A 13,145-nucleotide genomic window follows, 5' to 3' on the forward strand; every position below is an offset into this window, starting at 1 on the left:
GGAAGCAAATGGGGTACAGGTGCAGTATAGCCAGCTGCGGCAGGCCTTCGGGGCGGGCGTTATGAGCGCTTTCCGCCCCGGTCTGCTGCCCAGCGTTCTGGTTCTGTTGCTGTTGCCCGGGCTGATCGCTCTGGGGTTCTGGCAACTGGCCCGCGCCGAGGAGAAGCGCGAGCTGCTGGCCGCCCACCAGGCCCGGCAAAGCGCCGCCCCCATCGAACTGAGCGAGTTGGAGCGGTTGGCCAGCCCGGCCTACGTGCGGGTGCGGCTGCAGGGCTTCTTCGATGCCCGGCACAGCCTGTTGCTGGACAACCGCACTCGTGGCGGGAAGGCCGGGGTGGAGGTGCTGCAACCCTTCTATGACCAGGCCAGCGGCCTCTGGCTGCTGCTCAACCGCGGCTGGCTGCCCTGGCCGGATCGGCGCATTCCCCCGACCTTTGCCACCCCTGACACGCCACTGCGCCTGCAGGCCTCGATCTATGTGCCGCCGGGCGAGGCCTGGCAACTGCAGGCCGAGCAGCCCGCCGGCGACTGGCCGCGGTTGGTCAGCGCGGTCAGCATCGACACCCTGTGGCAACAGCTGGGCCGCGGCGGGCTGGCCTACGAGGCGCGCCTGGAGCCTGGGCCAGCCTCACTCCAGACCGACTGGCCGGTAGTGGCCATGAGCCCGGACAAACACCTCGGTTATGCCGTGCAATGGTTCGCCCTGGCGGTGGCCCTGCTCGGTTTGTTCATCTATTTTGGTTTGTATAACGCGCGGGAGACTCGCCATGAACCCAGCCATCACTCTGCCTGACGCACCGCCCGTACGGCGTCGACGCGGGCGCTTGCAGTTGATCCTGATCCTCGCCGTGGTGATCGCCCCGATGATCCTCGCCAGCGCCATGTACCAGTGGCGCTTCTGGGTGCCGGAAACCCGCAGCTACCATGGCGAGTTGATCGGCAACGGCCAGAGCCGCGCCGATCTGGGCATCGCAGACGCCGTGGAAACCCGCTGGCAGTTGCTGGTGACGGTGCCGCAAGCTTGTGACAGCGCCTGCAAGGAGCTGGTGTTTCTCGCCCGGCAGATCCATATCGGCCTGAACCGCGATGTGTCCCGCGCCAGCCATGCCCTGGCCGTTGCCCAGCCCCTGACCGCGGACTATGACGCCCAGTTGCAGCGCGAATATCCGCAACTGACGCGCTACCAGCTGGAGCTTGATGCCTACGGCAAAACCGCCGGCCCGGACTCCGGCGCGCAACTCTGGATCGTCGACCCCCATGGCAATCTGGTGCTGCGCTATGACGCCACCAGCAAGGGCAAGGCGATCCTCAACGATCTGCGTCATCTGCTGAAAATCTCGCAGATCGGTTAACCCATCGGCGCGTTGATGGGTTGCCCCCATCCTGCGTCGTAACAAGGAGTCCCTCGATGGCTAGACCCGGTTACCGGTTTGCCCTGTTCGCCACTGTGCTGGCGGTCGTGGTGGTCATGCTCGGAGCCTATACCCGCCTGACCCATGCCGGTCTCGGCTGCCCGGACTGGCCCGGCTGCTACGGCTTTCTCGGCGTGCCCATGAGCGAGCTCAAGCAGACGCTGGCCGAGGCGCGCTTCCCTGAGGCACCGGTGGAAGTGGCCAAGGGCTGGTACGAGATGGTCCATCGCTATTTCGCCGGAGCCCTTGGCCTGGTGATTCTCGGCCTGGCCGTGCAGGCCCTGCGTCGTCGCGGCGAGCCCGGGCAGCCGTTGAAGCTGCCGCTGTTCCTGCTGGCCCTGGTGTGTCTGCAGGCGGCCTTCGGCATGTGGACCGTAACCCTGAAGCTCTGGCCGCAGGTGGTCACCGCCCATCTGCTCGGTGGTTTTGCCACCCTCAGCCTGCTGTTCCTGCTGACCCTGCGTCTATCCGGCAGGGCGGCGCTGATGCCCCATCTTTCCGCCCGGCTGCGCAGCCTGGCGGCGCTGGCGCTGCTGTTGGTGGTCGGCCAGGTGGCCCTCGGCGGCTGGGTCAGCAGCAACTACGCGGCGGTCGCCTGCGTCGACCTGCCAACCTGCCATGGCGAGTGGTGGCCGGCGATGGATTTCGCCAACGGCTTCCATCTGACCCAGCACATTGGCCCCAACTACCTGGGTGGCCAACTCGACAGCGACGCGCGCACCGCCATCCATATGAGCCACCGCCTGGGCGCACTGCTGCTGACCCTGGTATTGCTGCTGCTGGCCTGGAGACTCCGGGCCAACGGCCTGCCACGCCTGGCCGGCCTGCTGCTGTTGGCACTGGCGCTGCAGATCGGCCTGGGCATCAGCAACGTGGTCTTCCATCTGCCGCTGCTGGTGGCGGTGGCGCACAACCTCGGCGGCGCGATGCTGCTGCTGACCCTGGTGCTGATCAATTACCGGGTGCGCAGCGCCGTAGCGCTGGCATCGAAGGCGACAGTCGCGCAAGCTGGCCTTGCCCCGTTGCCAGGCAAATAACAAGAAAAATAGAGGAGAGACCCGATGGCTACTCTACTGCGTGAACAGCAAGCCCACGCCACCTGGCGCGACTACCTGGAGCTGACCAAGCCCAAGGTGGTGGTGCTGATGCTGATCACCTCGCTGGTCGGCATGTTCCTCGCCACCCGTGCCGGGGTGCCCTGGCAGATTCTGCTGTTCGGCAACCTCGGTATCGGCCTGTGCGCCGGTGCGGCCGCGGCGGTCAATCATGTGGTGGACCGGCGCATCGACTCGATCATGGCGCGCACCCACAAGCGTCCTGTCACCAGCGGCCGAGTGTCCCCCGTCGCCGCCCTGGGCTTCGCCCTGCTGCTGGCTGTCAGCGGCATGGCGCTGCTGCTGATCTTTACCAACCCGCTGGCGGCCTGGCTGACCCTGGCCTCCCTGCTCGGCTATGCGGTGATCTACACCGGCTTCCTCAAGCGCGCCACGCCGCAGAATATCGTTATCGGCGGCCTCGCCGGTGCCGCGCCGCCGCTGCTCGGCTGGGTCGCGGTCACCGGTGAGCTGACCGCCGAGCCGCTGCTGCTGGTGCTGATCATCTTCGCCTGGACCCCGCCGCACTTCTGGGCCCTGGCCATTCACCGCAAGGACGAGTACGCCAAGGCCAATATCCCCATGCTGCCGGTGACCCATGGCGAGCACTACACCAAGGTGCATATCCTGCTCTACACCTGCGTGATGTTCGCCGTCACCCTGCTGCCCTACGCCATCCATATGAGCGGCTTGCTTTACCTGGTCTGTGCGATCGGTCTGGGTGCGCGCTTCCTGCACTGGTCCTGGGTGCTGTACCGTGACAGCAAACCACACGCCGCGATCAACACCTTCAAGTACAGTATCTGGTACCTGTTTGCGCTGTTTATCGCCCTGCTGGTCGACCACTACCTGCTGCTCAACCTGTAATTGTTGGTGCCATGACCCGAACCCAGATCACCGTTTTTGTTCTCGTTGCCATTGTGGCGCTCGTCCTCGGCCTGACCGTCAACAAGGTTCTGAACGGTAAAGGCCAGGGCGATCCCACGGTATTGCTCGACGCCGGTATCGTCCTGCTGCCCCAGAGCCGCAAACTGCCGGAGCTGAGCCTGACCAATCAGGACGGTCAGGCCGTGGCGGTCGACCAGCTCAAGGAGCAGTGGAGCCTGCTGTTCTTCGGCTATACCTTCTGCCCGGATATCTGCCCGGCGACCCTCGCCCAGCTGCGTCAGTTGCAAGGCCTGCTGCCGGAGGAAACCCGCGCCAATCTGCGTATCGTGCTGGTCACGGTCGATCCCAAGCGCGACACGCCGGAGCAGTTGAAAAAGTACCTGGATTACTTCGACGCCGGCTTTATCGGCCTGACCGGCGAGGAGGCGACCCTGCAAAAGCTCGCCAATGCGGTCAGCATTCCCTATATCCCGGCCGACACCAGCAAGGAAAACTACACCGTCGATCACAGCGGCAACCTGGTGATCATCGGTCCGGACGGTACCCAGCGCGGCTTTATCCGTGCGCCGATCAACAACGCCAAGCTGGCGGCGCAGTTGCCCGGGTTGCTTGAGCGCCCCTAAGAACCTGTTTAATGTCTGCTGCGCGTCGGCCCTGCTGCGTTAAAAACAGGCTCGGAATGCTCATTTACACCAGTAAACTCGCGTGCGAGCCCAGTCCGCTTCCTCGCCGTTTTGACCAGCCGGAGGCTGTTACTACGTAGCGCCTTGCATGACTCTAGCTCGCTAGGCTTTAAACAAGTTCTAACCGCCTATTTGGCAAACAGCTGGCCGATATCCTTGAACGCCTTGAACTCCAGGGCGTTGCCGCAGGGGTCGAGCAGGAACAAGGTGGCCTGCTCGCCGACCTGGCCGGCGAAGCGCACGTAGGGCTCGATCACGAATGGCGTGCCTTTGGCCTTTAGCCGCGCCGCCAGGGTTTGCCAATCGTCCCAGCCCAGCACCACGCCGAAATGCGGCACCGGTACGTCGTGACCGTCCACCGGGTTGCTGTGGGCATCCTGCTGGTAGGCCATTTTCGCTGCCTGGTGGATCACCAGTTGATGGCCGAAAAAGTCGAAATCCACCCAGTGCGCGCTGCTGCGGCCCTCGGCGCAGCCGAACACCTCGCCATAGAAGTGCCGTGCGGCCGCCAGATCGTAGACGGGAATAGCCAGGTGAAACGGGGCGAGTGCCATGTGCTGACTCCTTGGAAGTGCGGTCTGTCGATTCTCAGCAGCAGTGATACTGATTAAAAGCGAATATTCTTGCTCGCAAGCACAAATAAAATCGATCAGTCGGGGCCTCGATGCTGCGTGAGCTGAAAACCTTTGTGGCGGTGGCCCGCCATGGCACCTTCGCCGCGGCCGGCCAGCAGGTCGGCCTGACCCAGTCGGCGGTGAGTGCGCAGATGCGCGTGCTGGAGCAGGGCCTGGGCGTGCGCCTGTTCGACCGCAGCGGGCGCTCGGCGGTGCTCAATGCCGCCGGCCGGCATGCCCTGCCCCTGGCGGAGCAGATGCTCGGGCTCTATGGGCAGATGGCCCTGCCCACCGCGGCGGCCGAGTGGCAGGGCGAGCTGAAGGTCGGCGCGATTGCCACGGTGCAAACCGGTCTATTGCCCGAAGCGCTGCCGCCGTTTCGCGCGGCCGCCCCGCGGGTCGAGCTGAAGCTGGTGCCGGGGGTGTCGCTGAACCTGTTGAGCCAGATCGATGCCGGTGAGCTGGACCTGGCACTGCTGATCAAGCCGCCGTTCGAGCTGCCCAAGGAGTTGCTGCAGATCAGCCTGGCCCGCGAGCCTTTCGTGCTGATCACCCCGCTCGCGGTGAGCGCGGACGATCCGTTGCAGATCCTCGCCGAACAGCCCTTCGTGCGTTACGACCGGCGCTCCTTCGGCGGCCGACGGGTCAGCCAGTTTCTTCGCGAGCAGCGCCTGGCCGTGCAGGAAGCACTGGAGCTGGACGAGCTGGAAGCCATCGTGCGCATGGTCGAGTGCGGCCTGGGCGTATCGCTGATCCCGCGTGCCGGCCTGTGGCTGCAGCGGCCGACGCAGTTGCGGGTGATCGAGCTGGGTGAGCTGACCTTCCACCGCGAGCTGGTCGCGGTACTGCGCCGCGCCCAGCGCCAGCCGGCCCTGGAATGCCTGCTCGACTGCCTGCGCGAGGCCGCCGCCCGGTCATAAACGACAAACCCCGCACGGGGCGGGGTTTGGCAGAGGGTGCAGGTAACGTCGCTGCTTAGAACGCCGGAACCACGGCACCCTGATACTTCTCGGCGATAAAGGCCTTCACCTCGGCGCTGTTCAGGGCCTTGGCCAGCTTCTGCATGGCGGCGCTGTCCTTGTTGTCCGGGCGAGCCACCAGGATGTTGACGTAGGGCGAGTCGCTGCCCTCGATGATCAGCGCATCCTGGGTTGGGTTGAGTTTGGCTTCCAGGGCGTAGTTGGTGTTGATCAGCGCCAGATCGACCTGGGTCAGCACCCGCGGCAGGGTCGCCGCTTCCAGCTCACGCACCTTGATGGCTTTCGGGTTCTCGGCGATGTCCTTGGGCGTGGCGAGGATGCCCGCTTCCGGCTTGAGGGTGATTACCCCGGCCTTCTGCAGCAGCAGCAGGGCACGGCCGCCGTTGGTGGCGTCGTTGGGGATGACCACGTTGGCACCCTGGGGCAGGTCGGCCAGGCTCTTGTGCTGGCTGGAGTAGGCACCGAAGGGCTCGACGTGCACGCCGGCGACGCTGCTCAGCTCGGTGCCGCGGCTCTTGTTGAACTCATCCAGATACGGCTGGTGCTGGAAGAAGTTGGCATCCAGGCGCTTCTCGGCGACCTGTACGTTGGGCTGCACGTAATCGGTGAAGACCTTGACGTTCAGCTCCACGCCCTCTGCGGCCAGGGCCGGTTTGACGAACTCGAGGATTTCCGCGTGGGGGACGGCAGTGGCCGCCACGCTCAGGCTTTCGGCCTGGGCGGAGAAGGCTGCCAGGGCAGCGACTGCAGCGATCAGTTTTTTCATCATAAAGCTCCTTGTTGAATAGGGTTTGGGCGGCGGGTGGCCGCGATATGTCAGGGTAGGAGTCCGCTTGCTGTGGTCCGGCACTCCGGCGATCTGTTGTGCTGAAAATCGCCCGCAAGCGGGCTCCTACAAAAGCGTTTATTTACGTGAGAAGTGCACCACCAGCCGGTCGCCGACGCTTTGCAGGATCTGCACCAGCACCAGCAGCAGAATCACCGTCACCGCCATCACGTCCGGCTGGTAACGCTGATAGCCGTAACGCACCGCCAGATCGCCCAGGCCGCCGCCGCCGATCAGACCGCTCATGGCTGTGTAGGACACCAGGGTGATGGCGGTGACCGTCACGGCGGCAAAGATGCCCGGCAGGGCCTCGGGTAGCAGGGCATTGAGCACGATCTGGCGGGTGCTCGCGCCCATGGCCTGGGTCGCCTCGATAATGCCGCGGTCCACCTCGCGCAGGGCGGTTTCCACCAGGCGCGCGAAGAACGGCGTGGCCCCCACCACCAGCGGCGGAATGGCCCCGGCGACCCCCAGCGAGGTGCCCGTAACCAGTACGGTAAAGGGAATCATCAGGATCAGCAGGATCACGAAAGGCACCGAGCGCAGAATATTCACCAGCAGCGACAAACCACCGTAGAGGGCCTTCTGCTCGAACATCTGCCGCGGGCCGGTAAGGAACAGCAGCACCCCCAGGGGCAGACCGAGGAGCACGGTGAACAGCAGCGAGCCGCCGAGCATGCTCAGGGTGTCGAGGCTGGCGTAACCGATTTCCGCCCAATCGACATTGGGCAGCAGGCGGGTCAGTAGGGCGTCCATCAGCGCAACACCTCCAGGTGTACGTCGGCGGCGGCGAAACGCGCCTGGGCCGCGTCGAGATCGCCGCCGGTCAGGGCCAGGGTCAGCTGGCCGTAGGGGGTGTCCTTGATGCGGTCGATACGCCCGGCGAGGATGCTGTAATCCACTCCGGTTTCCCGCGCCACGCTGCCCAGCAGCGGCGCATAGGTGGCCTCGCCCTGGAAGGTCAGGCGCAGGATGCGGCCCTGTACATGGGCGAAATCGTCGCGCTGCTCGTTCTCGTCGACCTGCTCGGCTTCCTGGACGAAGCGCTTGGTGGTGGCGTGCTGCGGGTGCAGAAACACCTGGGCCACCGGCCCCAGCTCGACAATGGTGCCGGCATCCATCACCGCCACGCGGTCGCAGACCCGGCGGATCACGTCCATCTCGTGGGTGATCAGGACGATGGTCAGGCCCAGCTCGCGGTTGATCTCGGCCAGCAACTGCAGCACCGAGGCGGTGGTCTGCGGGTCGAGGGCGCTGGTGGCCTCGTCGCACAGCAGGATCTTCGGCTCGGTGGCCAGGGCGCGGGCGATGCCGACGCGCTGTTTCTGCCCGCCGGAGAGCTGCGCGGGGTATTTATTGGCGTGATCCTGCAGGCCAACCCGTGCCAGCAACTCGGCGACGCGGGCGGCAATGGCGCTGCGCGACAGCTCACCGGCCAGTTTCAGCGGCAGGGCGACGTTGTCGGCGACGGTCTTCGAGGACAGCAGGTTGAAGTGCTGAAAGATCATCCCGACCCGCTGACGGAAGCGCCGCAGGCCCGCCGCATCGAGGGCGGTGACCTCTTCGCCGTCGATCTCGATGCGCCCGCCGGAAGGCGTTTCCAGGCGGTTGATCAGGCGCAGCAGGGTGCTCTTGCCGGCACCGGAGTGGCCGATGATGCCGAACACTTCGCCTCGGCCGATCTGCAGATCGGTGGGCCGCAAGGCGGGAATATCCTGGCCACTGACGCGATACGCCTTGTGCACCTGATAGAAGTTGATCACGGGTTAAACCTTTTGGGTTTGCTTGAACGGCCGGGTAGGCGCGGAGGCTGCGTAGTCTACCCGGCACTGTTTAGGCCGCAAAAATCTTTGTAGACCTATGGTTATAGCTAAATTGCATTAGTTTCGCGTCTGTCCGGGGCCGTCTGGCCAGCGTCCATGGGCGCGATCGAGTAAGCCGGCTTATGGGCTCGCCTAGCGCTTAACCCAGCGGGCTGAGGACCTGGCGCAGTGCGGTGCGCGGTCAGCCGGCCTGGATGAGAACCAGGGCGAGCGCCTGGCTCCGAAAAGCCAACGATCCGCTCACTGCGCGTCTCGCATTGTGCAAAAAACGCGCAAGTTTACACGGCGGCATCCGCCAGAACCAATCTTTCAGGCCATGCGCCGGGGCAGGGCAAAGCTCAGCAGGAACAGGCTGGCGGCGGACACCACGATCGACGGCCCGGCCGGGGTGTCCTGGAACCAGGACAGGCTAAGCCCGCCGCACACCGCGACTATACCCAGCAGGCTGGCCCCGAAGGCCATCTGCTCCGGGGTCCGGGCGTGGCGCTGGGCGGCGGCGGCGGGGATGATCAGCAGCGAGGTGATCAGCAGCACGCCGACTATCTTCATGGCCACGGCGATGACCACGGCGATCAGCAGCATCAGGCTCAGGCGAATGGCCGCCACCGGCAGGCCTTCGACCTTGGCCAGCTCCTCATGCACGGTGATTGCCAGCAGCGGCCGCCACAGCAGCGCCAGCAGCACCAGCACCAGGGCGCTGCCGCCGATGATCCAGGCCAGGTCGGTGGGGCCGACGGCCAGCAGGTCGCCGAACAGGTAGCCCATCAGGTCGATGCGCACATCGCGCATAAAGCTCAGCACCACCAGACCCAGGGACAGGGTGCTGTGGGCGAGAATCCCGAGCAGGGTGTCGGAGGCCAGCGGCTGGCGGCTCTGCAGGGTAACCAGCAGCACCGCCAGCAGCACGCAGCCCACCGTCACCGCCAGGGTCGGGCTGACGTCGAGCATCAGCCCGAGGGCGACGCCGAGCAGGGCGGCATGGGACAGGGTATCGCCGAAATAGGCCATGCGCCGCCAGACCACGAAGGAACCCAGGGGGCCGGCGACCAGGGCCAGGGCCAGGCCGGCAAGCAGGGCGTTGAGCAGGAAATCAGCCATGCTTGCAATCGTCTCCGTGGATATGGGGTTTGACCGGGCCCTTGATGCTCAGGCCGGCGGGCGTTTCGCTGACCACCGCGCCATGCAGGTCGTGCTCGTGGTCGTGATGGTGGGTGTAGATCGCCAGGCTCTTGGCGTCCTGGCCGAACAGCTCGACGAAGGCCGGGTCGAAGCTGACCTGCTCGGGGTGGCCGGAGCAGCAGACGTGACGGTTGAGGCAGACCACCTGGTCGGTGGTGCTCATCACCAGGTGCAGGTCGTGGGAGACCATCAGTACGCCGCAGCCATGGCGGTCGCGCAGCTGGGTGATCAACCGGTACAGCTCGGCCTGGCCGCTGACGTCGACGCCCTGTACCGGCTCGTCGAGCACCAGCAGCTGCGGCTCGCGCAACAGGGCGCGGGCCAGCAGCACGCGCTGCAGTTCGCCGCCGGAAATGCTCTGCAGCGGGCTGTCGATCACCTGCTCGGCACCTACTTCGGCCAGCGCCGCCAGGGCCTGCTCGCGCTTCACGCTGGGCACCAGGCGGAGAAAACGCAGCACCGAGAGCGGCAGGGTGGCATCCACATGCAGCTTCTGCGGCATATAGCCGATGCGCAGCTTGGGCTTGCGCCAGACGCTGCCGCTATCCGGCTTGAGCAAGCCGAGTACGGCGCGCACCAGGGTGGTCTTGCCGGCCCCGTTGGGGCCGATCAGGGTGACGATCTCTCCCGGTTTGACGCTCAGCTGCACGTCCTGCAGCACCTTCTGTCCGGCGAAGGTCACGCCTATACCGGAGAGACGGATCAGTGCATCGCTCATAGCGACTCCCGGCAACCGGCGCACAGGCCGACCACTTCCACGGTCTGGCCTTCCACGGCAAAACCCACCGCGGCGGCGCTGGCGACAATTGCCTCGCTGATCGCCGGCTGCTCCAGTTCGATGGCGGCATGGCAGCTGCGGCAGATCAGGAACTGGCCCTGGTGGGGGTGTTCCGGGTGGCTGCAACCGACAAAGGCGTTGAGCGAGGCGATGCGATGCACCAGGCCATTTTCCAGGAGGAAATCCAGGGCGCGGTAGACGGTCGGTGGCGCGGCGCGGCGGCCGTCCTGTTCGCTCAGTACGCCGAGAATATCGTAGGCCCCGAGGGGCTTGTGGCTGTGCCAGACCAATTCCAGCACCCGCTTGCGCAGGGCGGTCAGGCGCAAACCCTGGCGCGTGCAGATGCTTTCCGCCTCGGCCAGGGCATGGCTGACGCAGTGGGAGTGGTCATGTGGGCGTGAAGCCAGAGGTGCTTGGGTCATGGGCAACGACGAATAAGGCAAGAGACGTTATTATATTACCCGTTCCTTCCTGTTTGAGTGCTCCCCGTGTCGCGTCTTTTTTCCCTTGGCAGTCTGCTGCTCCTTTCCCTGCTCTGCAGTTCCGTCGCCCTGGCCGAGGTGCGCCTGCTGACCAGTATCAAGCCGCTGCAGCTGATTGCCGCGGCCGTACAGGACGATCTCGGCAGCCCCGAGGTACTGCTGCCGCCCGGTGCCTCGCCGCACCATTACGCCTTGCGCCCCTCCGATGTGCGCCGCGTGCGCGAAGCCGACCTGCTGTACTGGGTCGGCCCCGACCTGGAAAGCTTCCTGCCGCGGGTGCTGGTCGGGCGCGCCAAACCAGCAGTGGCCACCCAGGATCTGGCGGGCTTGCACCTGCGTCATTTCGGCGACAGCCATAAGGCGCATGAGCCGGCGGCGGAGGCCCATGACGAGCACGACCAGCATGACCAGCACCCTTCCGCAGAGGTCGCCGACCAGCATGATCACGCCCATCGTCCGGGTAGCCTGGATACCCACCTGTGGCTGCTGCCGGACAATGCCCGGGTGGTCGCCGCGAAGATGGCCGCCGACCTGGCTGGCATCGACCCGGCCAACGCCGCACGCTACCAGGCCAACGCCCAGGTCTTTGGCAAGCGCCTGGATGCCCTCGATCAGCGCCTGAAAAGCCGCCTGAGCGGCCTGGCCGGCAAACCCTATTTTGTCTTCCACGAGGCCTACGACTACTTTGAGGCCGCCTATGGTCTCAAGCATGCTGGGGTGTTCAGTGTTCTGGGGGAAGTGCAGCCCGGTGCCCGCCATGTCGCCGCCATGCGTACGCGTCTGCAGCAAAGCGGACCTTCCTGCGTGTTCAGCGAACCGCCGCTGCGCCCGCGCCTGGCCGAAACCCTGAGCGCCGGTCTACCGGTCACCCTGGCCGAACTGGATGCCATGGGCGGCGCATTGCCAGTCGATGCCGGCGGCTATGAAGCCTTGCTGGAAAATCTGGCCAATGAGCTGGCCGGGTGTCTAGAGGCGCTGTAGCCAGCGCTCGGGGCTAAGAATCTGCCTACGATCTCGCGAGCTAGAGCCATGCAAGGCAAAAACAGGCGAGGAAGCGGAGTGTACGAGCTGTACATGAGCTTCCGAGCCTGTTTTTAACGCAGCAGGGCCGACGCGCAGCAGATCGTAGACAGGTTCTAGAAGGCGAACGGCAGCGCTAGATCCACTTGCTGGCGCTCGGCCAGGCGTCGCTGGAACTCGCCCGGATCGTGGATCAGCACCTGCTGGCCGGCGAAGGATTGCGCGGCGATCAGGCGCGACAGCCAGAAGCGCACGCAGGCGATGCGCAGCATGCTCGGCCACAATTCGGCCTCGGCCGCGGTGAACGGCCGCAGCGCCGCATAGGCCCCGAGCAGGGCCTGGGCGCGCTTGCCGTCGAGGCTGCCGTCAGCAAGGGAACACCAGTCATTCAGGGCAATCGCCAGGTCGTAGAGCATCGGCCCCGCACAGGCGTTGTAGAAGTCGATTACCCCGCTCAGGTGGTTGCCGTCGAACAGCACATTGTCGCGGAACAGGTCGGCATGCAGATTGGCCCGTGGCAGGGCCAGAATCCGCGGCTTCAGGGCATGGATTTCCGCCAGTGCGTCGCGCAGCAGCGGCAGCTGGCTGTCCGGCAACTGCAGGGCCAGGCTCGGCCCTTCGTTCAGCATCCAGTCCAGGCCGCGGTCGCTCTGGCGTTCCAGCACCTGGTCGCGGGTGGCCAGGTGAATGCGCGCCAGCAGGCTGCCGACTTCCTGGCAGTGATGGGGGTTGGCGTCGTGCACATGCTGGCCGGGCAGGCGCGGCTGCAGCAGCGCCGGCTTTTCCGCCAGGCTGCGCAAGGCCTCGCCGCGGTCGGTGCGCAGGGCATAGGGCACCGGCAGACCAGCGTCGTGCAGCACGTCGAGCAGTTCGATAAAGAACGGCAGGTCGGCGCTGGGGCCCCGTTCGATCAGGGTCAGAACGAACTCGCCACGCTCCAGGCTGACGAAGAAGTTGCTGTTCTCGCTGCCCGCGGCAATGCCCTGGAAATCGCGCAGGCGACCCAGGCCATAGGGGGCGAGAAAGTCCTCGAGCTCGTGGCGCTCAAGCGGTGTAAAAACAGACATCAATATTTACCAACTAAAGATTTCCCAGGCCGGGATCAGCATATCCGGATCGTCGGAACGGACGAAGTTGCCATCGCTGCCGTCGGCGCGCACCAGGAAGTAGGGCTTGCCGCTCTTGGGGATGACCTTGATCGCATAGAGGAAACCATTGACCCGGTATTCCTGGATGGTTTTGTCGCCTTCCTGGCGGATGGTCACGTCCGGGTCGGCGGAGACCGGGTCCTCGGCCTGCACCACGGATGCCGAGCATGCCAGCAGGCCAGCCAACAACAGGCTATTGAGTGTACGCATGGTAACCT

General features: G+C 65.3%; 16 protein-coding genes. 7 read left to right on the top strand and 9 right to left on the bottom strand.

Going from position 1 to position 13,145, the window contains the following annotated elements; translation table 11 throughout:
* Positions 1-61: 61 nt before the first annotated feature.
* From AACY13_RS21730 to AACY13_RS21750, 5 genes are read left to right on the top strand one after another with little or no spacing between them, the layout of a single operon-like run.
* Positions 62-793 carry an SURF1 family protein gene (locus tag AACY13_RS21730; RefSeq protein WP_339463673.1) on the top strand — a complete coding sequence of 244 codons (732 nt, stop codon included), beginning with the start codon at positions 62-64 and terminating at the stop codon, positions 791-793.
* Entirely contained in the window at positions 768-1,352 is a 585-nt protein-coding gene (locus AACY13_RS21735; protein ID WP_339463674.1) for a hypothetical protein, read from the top strand. Before AACY13_RS21730 ends, AACY13_RS21735 begins: the two co-directional genes overlap by 26 nt.
* A gap of 56 nt (positions 1,353-1,408) precedes the next feature.
* Positions 1,409-2,449 (top strand): COX15/CtaA family protein, encoded by a 1,041-nt coding sequence (locus AACY13_RS21740; RefSeq protein ID WP_339463675.1) that lies wholly within the window; start codon positions 1,409-1,411, stop codon positions 2,447-2,449.
* 24 nt (positions 2,450-2,473) lie between these two features.
* Positions 2,474-3,373 (top strand): heme o synthase, encoded by a 900-nt coding sequence (cyoE, locus tag AACY13_RS21745; RefSeq protein ID WP_339463676.1) that lies wholly within the window; start codon positions 2,474-2,476, stop codon positions 3,371-3,373.
* A gap of 11 nt (positions 3,374-3,384) precedes the next feature.
* Complete coding sequence (locus AACY13_RS21750; RefSeq protein ID WP_339463677.1) at positions 3,385-4,017, top strand: SCO family protein; 633 nt, start codon at positions 3,385-3,387, stop codon at positions 4,015-4,017.
* Between the two features lie 188 nt (positions 4,018-4,205).
* Here the strand turns inward: AACY13_RS21750 and AACY13_RS21755 are convergent, their stop codons facing one another.
* Positions 4,206-4,631, bottom strand: a complete 426-nt coding sequence (locus tag AACY13_RS21755) for a VOC family protein (RefSeq protein WP_339463678.1) — start codon at positions 4,629-4,631, stop codon at positions 4,206-4,208.
* 110 nt (positions 4,632-4,741) lie between these two features.
* Between AACY13_RS21755 and AACY13_RS21760 the strand changes: the two genes are divergently transcribed.
* On the top strand, positions 4,742-5,611 hold the full coding sequence (locus AACY13_RS21760; RefSeq protein ID WP_339463679.1) for a LysR substrate-binding domain-containing protein: 870 nt from the start codon (positions 4,742-4,744) through the stop codon (positions 5,609-5,611).
* 55 nt (positions 5,612-5,666) lie between these two features.
* Here AACY13_RS21760 and AACY13_RS21765 read toward each other — a convergent pair whose 3' ends face one another.
* The 6 genes from AACY13_RS21765 to zur form a co-directional block, all read right to left on the bottom strand.
* Positions 5,667-6,437: a MetQ/NlpA family ABC transporter substrate-binding protein gene (locus AACY13_RS21765; protein WP_339463680.1), complete on the bottom strand. Its 771-nt coding sequence runs from the start codon at positions 6,435-6,437 to the stop codon at positions 5,667-5,669.
* 138 nt (positions 6,438-6,575) lie between these two features.
* On the bottom strand, positions 6,576-7,253 hold the full coding sequence (locus AACY13_RS21770; RefSeq protein WP_339463681.1) for a methionine ABC transporter permease: 678 nt from the start codon (positions 7,251-7,253) through the stop codon (positions 6,576-6,578).
* Entirely contained in the window at positions 7,253-8,260 is a 1,008-nt protein-coding gene (locus AACY13_RS21775) for a methionine ABC transporter ATP-binding protein (RefSeq protein ID WP_339463682.1), read from the bottom strand. The genes AACY13_RS21770 and AACY13_RS21775 overlap by 1 nt, the downstream gene beginning before the upstream one ends.
* A 369-nt stretch (positions 8,261-8,629) precedes the next feature.
* The gene (znuB, locus tag AACY13_RS21780) at positions 8,630-9,418 is read right to left on the bottom strand and encodes a zinc ABC transporter permease subunit ZnuB (protein WP_339463683.1); all 789 of its coding nucleotides are present in this window, start codon (positions 9,416-9,418) and stop codon (positions 8,630-8,632) included.
* A complete protein-coding gene (gene znuC, locus AACY13_RS21785; protein ID WP_339463684.1) occupies positions 9,411-10,217 on the bottom strand; it encodes a zinc ABC transporter ATP-binding protein ZnuC in 807 nt (268 codons plus the stop codon). Before znuC ends, znuB begins: the two co-directional genes overlap by 8 nt.
* Positions 10,214-10,699: a zinc uptake transcriptional repressor Zur gene (gene zur / locus AACY13_RS21790; protein WP_339463685.1), complete on the bottom strand. Its 486-nt coding sequence runs from the start codon at positions 10,697-10,699 to the stop codon at positions 10,214-10,216. Before zur ends, znuC begins: the two co-directional genes overlap by 4 nt.
* A 57-nt stretch (positions 10,700-10,756) precedes the next feature.
* On the opposite strand from zur, the gene AACY13_RS21795 reads away from it, so the two are divergent.
* Positions 10,757-11,740, top strand: coding sequence for a zinc ABC transporter substrate-binding protein (locus AACY13_RS21795; protein ID WP_339463686.1), 984 nt, complete (start codon positions 10,757-10,759; stop codon positions 11,738-11,740).
* A gap of 155 nt (positions 11,741-11,895) precedes the next feature.
* Here the strand turns inward: AACY13_RS21795 and AACY13_RS21800 are convergent, their stop codons facing one another.
* A complete protein-coding gene (locus tag AACY13_RS21800; RefSeq protein ID WP_339463687.1) occupies positions 11,896-12,846 on the bottom strand; it encodes a homoserine kinase in 951 nt (316 codons plus the stop codon).
* 6 nt (positions 12,847-12,852) lie between these two features.
* The gene (locus tag AACY13_RS21805; protein ID WP_339463688.1) at positions 12,853-13,137 is read right to left on the bottom strand and encodes a DUF2782 domain-containing protein; all 285 of its coding nucleotides are present in this window, start codon (positions 13,135-13,137) and stop codon (positions 12,853-12,855) included.
* Positions 13,138-13,145 lie beyond the last annotated feature (8 nt).

The sequence above is a fragment of the Pseudomonas sp. EA_105y_Pfl2_R69 genome (assembly GCF_963970915.1).
Taxonomy (GTDB): Bacteria; Pseudomonadota; Gammaproteobacteria; order Pseudomonadales; family Pseudomonadaceae; genus Aquipseudomonas.

What these genes read in the sequence shown, in the direction of transcription:
- AACY13_RS21730 (WP_339463673.1), top strand. Translation starts at nt 62, where the DNA reads ATGAGCGCTTTCCGCCCCGGTCTGCTGCCCAGCGTTCTGGTTCTGTTG.
- AACY13_RS21735 (WP_339463674.1), top strand. Translation starts at nt 768, where the DNA reads ATGAACCCAGCCATCACTCTGCCTGACGCACCGCCCGTACGGCGTCGA.
- AACY13_RS21740 (WP_339463675.1), top strand. Translation starts at nt 1,409, where the DNA reads ATGGCTAGACCCGGTTACCGGTTTGCCCTGTTCGCCACTGTGCTGGCG.
- cyoE (WP_339463676.1), top strand. Translation starts at nt 2,474, where the DNA reads ATGGCTACTCTACTGCGTGAACAGCAAGCCCACGCCACCTGGCGCGAC.
- AACY13_RS21750 (WP_339463677.1), top strand. Translation starts at nt 3,385, where the DNA reads ATGACCCGAACCCAGATCACCGTTTTTGTTCTCGTTGCCATTGTGGCG.
- AACY13_RS21755 (WP_339463678.1), bottom strand. Translation starts at nt 4,631, where the DNA reads ATGGCACTCGCCCCGTTTCACCTGGCTATTCCCGTCTACGATCTGGCG.
- AACY13_RS21760 (WP_339463679.1), top strand. Translation starts at nt 4,742, where the DNA reads ATGCTGCGTGAGCTGAAAACCTTTGTGGCGGTGGCCCGCCATGGCACC.
- AACY13_RS21765 (WP_339463680.1), bottom strand. Translation starts at nt 6,437, where the DNA reads ATGAAAAAACTGATCGCTGCAGTCGCTGCCCTGGCAGCCTTCTCCGCC.
- AACY13_RS21770 (WP_339463681.1), bottom strand. Translation starts at nt 7,253, where the DNA reads ATGGACGCCCTACTGACCCGCCTGCTGCCCAATGTCGATTGGGCGGAA.
- znuB (WP_339463683.1), bottom strand. Translation starts at nt 9,418, where the DNA reads ATGGCTGATTTCCTGCTCAACGCCCTGCTTGCCGGCCTGGCCCTGGCC.
- znuC (WP_339463684.1), bottom strand. Translation starts at nt 10,217, where the DNA reads ATGAGCGATGCACTGATCCGTCTCTCCGGTATAGGCGTGACCTTCGCC.
- zur (WP_339463685.1), bottom strand. Translation starts at nt 10,699, where the DNA reads ATGACCCAAGCACCTCTGGCTTCACGCCCACATGACCACTCCCACTGC.
- AACY13_RS21800 (WP_339463687.1), bottom strand. Translation starts at nt 12,846, where the DNA reads ATGTCTGTTTTTACACCGCTTGAGCGCCACGAGCTCGAGGACTTTCTC.
- AACY13_RS21805 (WP_339463688.1), bottom strand. Translation starts at nt 13,137, where the DNA reads ATGCGTACACTCAATAGCCTGTTGTTGGCTGGCCTGCTGGCATGCTCG.